The sequence below is a fragment of the Streptomyces sp. NPDC007971 genome, assembly GCF_042958635.1.
Lineage (GTDB): Bacteria > Actinomycetota > Actinomycetes > Streptomycetales > Streptomycetaceae > Streptomyces.
Genome location: NZ_JBIBJK010000071.1, coordinates 1 through 3,702, shown reverse-complemented (window position 1 = coordinate 3,702; position 3,702 = coordinate 1). Strand labels below are relative to the sequence as shown.

Genomic DNA, 3,702 nt, shown 5'->3' with positions numbered 1-3,702 from the left:
AATCTTCCGCAGGTCCCGATGCAGCCCCAACCGCATGACGTCAATCGCCAAGGCCATCCTCACTCTGGAGCGGCAGCGCTGAAGAAGCTCACTGAAGGACCCACCAGCTCCGCGACCAGGACCTGCGCGCCGAGGGCTTCGGGACAGCGGCCTGACCGGACGAGGCCGGGTGGCTTGACGGGCGGCGGCCGGCCCCGGCGGTGGGGGTGCGCCGGGGAATGTACCCCGGCTGGCGCAGTCCGCCGGAACGTGGTCACAGATCCCCTGATGGCCTTCTTCACCCGTACCCCACCGCGTCAGAACCCGCCAGACCTCGCACCGTGAGTGAGTCCATCGGATTCCACGGGCAAGAGCCCTGCTGACGGCCGCAACCGCAGTGCCTGGTGCAGACTGTGCGTTTGCCGCAGACGTCCAGTCGCGAGACCATGGGAAACAAGACCTCTACGCGGAAGTCGTGTGATTCCAGGCGTTTTCGGCGGTCACGATGAAATCCCTCGTGAATTCATCGTAGGACCTCTACGACTGTCCCGTGCCCGGGGAGACCCCAACTATCTGGGCGCTACGACTCACTTCGGTGAGCAGTAATGAAACGCTACCTGGAGATTCCCATGGCAACAGGAGCACTGGAGTCAAACCCCGCGGTCATCTCGTGGGCGGGCAGGGTCACGGGCATGTCGCCGGACAATCAGTCCTCCGAGAAAATACTCGGTCCACCGAACGGTCAGACGCAGACGATACAGGCCGGCTCGGCGTTCAAGGCGTCCGGATTCCAGTGGCAGCCCGCCCTCGGTCTCTCCCGTCTCTTCAGAGATGTAACTCATGGCGAGCGCCCGACCATGGACCAACTATCTGCGGCCAATTTTATTGCCTTTGAAAGAAATGGTGGTTCTCCGGCCATGGGGGGCGGCTGGGAAAGTTGCGACTGGGTCTTCGATGACGGGAAGCAGTCAAAATCAGTCCGCTGGTTCGGAGAGGAACACCCTCCCTTCCGTGACACGAGCGTTGTGGCGAACGGCAGTATCACAGGACAAGTGTATCGAGACTTCTTCGGAATCCCCGAGGACGTGCCCGCCCCTGACGGCCCTGTCGGTCCGGAAGAAGTCATATCGTTCCTACTTTTCAGCCTCTCCGCCGTTGATATGAACAGTCCCGACCTGACGGTTACCGTAAGCTACACGGCGAACCCTCCGGCTCCCGTGGATGCATCCATCACTCCCGACATCGACGCCATGGGCACGCTGATCGCGGATGCGGACGTGAATACGGTCGTCGGCGAGCTGATCAGTCTGTCCAATCGACTAGCCACCGCACAACGACCCACTGAAGCAGTCGCCGCAGCACGAGCCGCCGTTGACGTACAACGCGAATCGGGACATGGCGCGGGGCAAGTGACCGATCCCTTCCTGTTCGCCGTGGCTCTGCGCGTCTTGATCGTGCGGCTGATCGAAGCGAACCGCCAGGCTGAAGTCGGACCACCTGTCCAGGAAGCTATCGATGCCTTCACCAAGGCAGCCGCTGCCCCAGGTGCAGACGTGAATACGGTCGTCGGTGAGCTGATCAGTCTGTCCAATCGACTAGCCACCGCACAACGACCCACTGAAGCAGTCGCCGCAGCACGAGCCGCCGTTGACGTACAACGCGAATCGGGACATGGCGCGGGGCAAGTGACCGATCCCTTCCTGTTCGCCGTGGCTCTGCGCGTCTTGATCGTGCGGCTGATCGAAGCGAACCGCCAGGCTGAAGTCGGACCACCTGTCCAGGAAGCTATCGATGCCTTCACCAAGGCAGCCGCTGCCCCAGGTGCAGACGTGAAAGCGATCGTCGGCGAGCTGATCAGCCTGTCCAACCGACTAGCCACCGCACAACGACCCACTGAAGCAGTCGCCACAGCACGAGCCGCCGTTGACGTACAACGCGTCACCGCACTGAGAACCGTGCCGACTGCATTGGAACAGCTCGGATATCCGGCCCCTGGCGGAGCGGGACTCCCGGAACAACTCCGACTGTACGAGAGCGTATGGGGGCTCTCCCTGGACGGGCACCCCTTCGAGGACCAAGTCATCGCAGTTGCGGAGCACCTGGACGGGCGATTCTGCGGAGTTCCTGACGCACTCGACGGGCACGGCGGTCTGCTTCCCCTGGCTTTCGGGGCACCGAATGGACGTTGGTCACGCGGCGACCTGTCGTGGTCCGTGTCGAACGCTCCAGCGCTGACCGACGGGGCAAACGCGCAGGATACCGTCAAGGCCGCACTCGATCAGTGGCACCGGGTACCACCAGGCTACTTCAACTTCAATATGGTGCAGAGCGGCGGTAACATCCCAGTCCAATTCGGCGGCGCTGAGCTCAACCCCAAACTCACCGCACCAGAAGGCGTAAAAGGGGTAACCACGACGACAGCGCACAACCATGCTTTCACTGACGCGCACGTCTCGCTGGACAGCCATGAGAATTGGGACTCCGCCAGCCTACTCAGCGTGTCCCTTCACGAGATAGGCCACGCTCTGGGACTGGCCCATTCGACGGACAAGACGTCGTTGATGTACCCGATTGACACGGGGCGGTCGACAATCGACGAGGAATCCCAGCGGGCGCTTGCCAGCATCTACGGATGGACCGATCAGACCCGCATGGCCGGCGCCACGGCCGACCGGCCAGGCCTCGCGGTGGCTGGTATTTCGAGCTTCACTGGCGTCACCAACCATCTGGGCATGGCGTGGCGGGGCGCGGGCGACGACCACACTCTGTACTGGTCGGAGTTCGGTGGTCAGAGCTGGTCGCCGCAGAAACAATCTCCGGACCGCGCGTCCACCCACGGCCCCGCACTGGCACTGTTTCCCGCTGGCAACGGTGAGCAGGGATTCACCATGGCTTGGAAGGGGGCGAAGGGCGACTCGGGAATCTGGTATGCCTCCAGACTCCCCCTCGACGCTGACTGGGGCAGCCAGAGACCCGTGCCGGCGGTCGGCACCAGTTGCGGTCCCGCCCTCGCCTACTTCAATGGCCGTACGAGCATGGCTTGGAAAGGAGTCGATGGCGACACCGGCATCTACTTCTCCACGTTCGGGCCGCAAGGGTGGGAACCTCAGAGCCGAATCGCAGGCGTTGGCACCTCGGACTCCCCCAGCCTGGTTGCCACCGTTGACCGTCTCTACCTGTTCTGGAAGGGCATCCCGGGAGACTCTGCGGTCTACTACAGCTGGCTGGACAGCACGCCCAACAGCAGCTGGTGGCCTCAGCGCCCGGTCCAATACGCCACCAGCGAATCAACAGGCCTCGTATGGCATCAAATCGGAGCCAGCCGCGGGCCCTCCGCCACGATGCGAGACGGCTCCTCCATCGTCCTCGCATGGAGGGGACCGGAAGGTGACGATGGTATCTGGTTCACTTATTTCGACTTCGCCCTCGAAGAGTTCTCCGGTCAAGTCTCCATCCACGACAGGGGGACCCTCACCGGCCCCGCGATCGCGGTCTTGGACGGTCGCCTGTTCATGACCTGGAGAGGCGTGACGGACGACGAGGGTATTTGGTACGCGTCCCTGGGCTGATTCTCACCCGATCGCATGGCGGGAAGACGGGTGGCACTGGCCCCTAGCCCCAATACCAGTGACTGAGCTTCTTCGAGTTGGCCACCGATCGGGTGACGGGTCCTGAAGCGCAACGAGCGAGGCCCCCGAGCTGTTGATCGAGATGTCTGACGTC

The 3,702-nt window shown here is 62.9% G+C and carries 1 protein-coding gene and 1 pseudogene; both read left to right on the top strand.

Annotated elements, in window-relative coordinates:
* Nucleotides 1–82: pseudogene (locus tag ACFZCP_RS45775) on the top strand (IS5/IS1182 family transposase); the annotation flags it as partial.
* Nucleotides 83–584: 502 nt separating this feature from the next.
* A complete protein-coding gene (locus ACFZCP_RS45770) occupies nt 585–3,548 on the top strand; it encodes a matrixin family metalloprotease (RefSeq protein ID WP_391443201.1) in 2,964 nt (987 codons plus the stop codon).
* The last annotated feature ends 154 nt before the right edge of the window (nt 3,549–3,702 follow it).

Coding starts and splice junctions, on each gene's coding strand:
- ACFZCP_RS45770 (WP_391443201.1), top strand. CDS start 585: ATGAAACGCTACCTGGAGATTCCCATGGCAACAGGAGCACTGGAGTCA.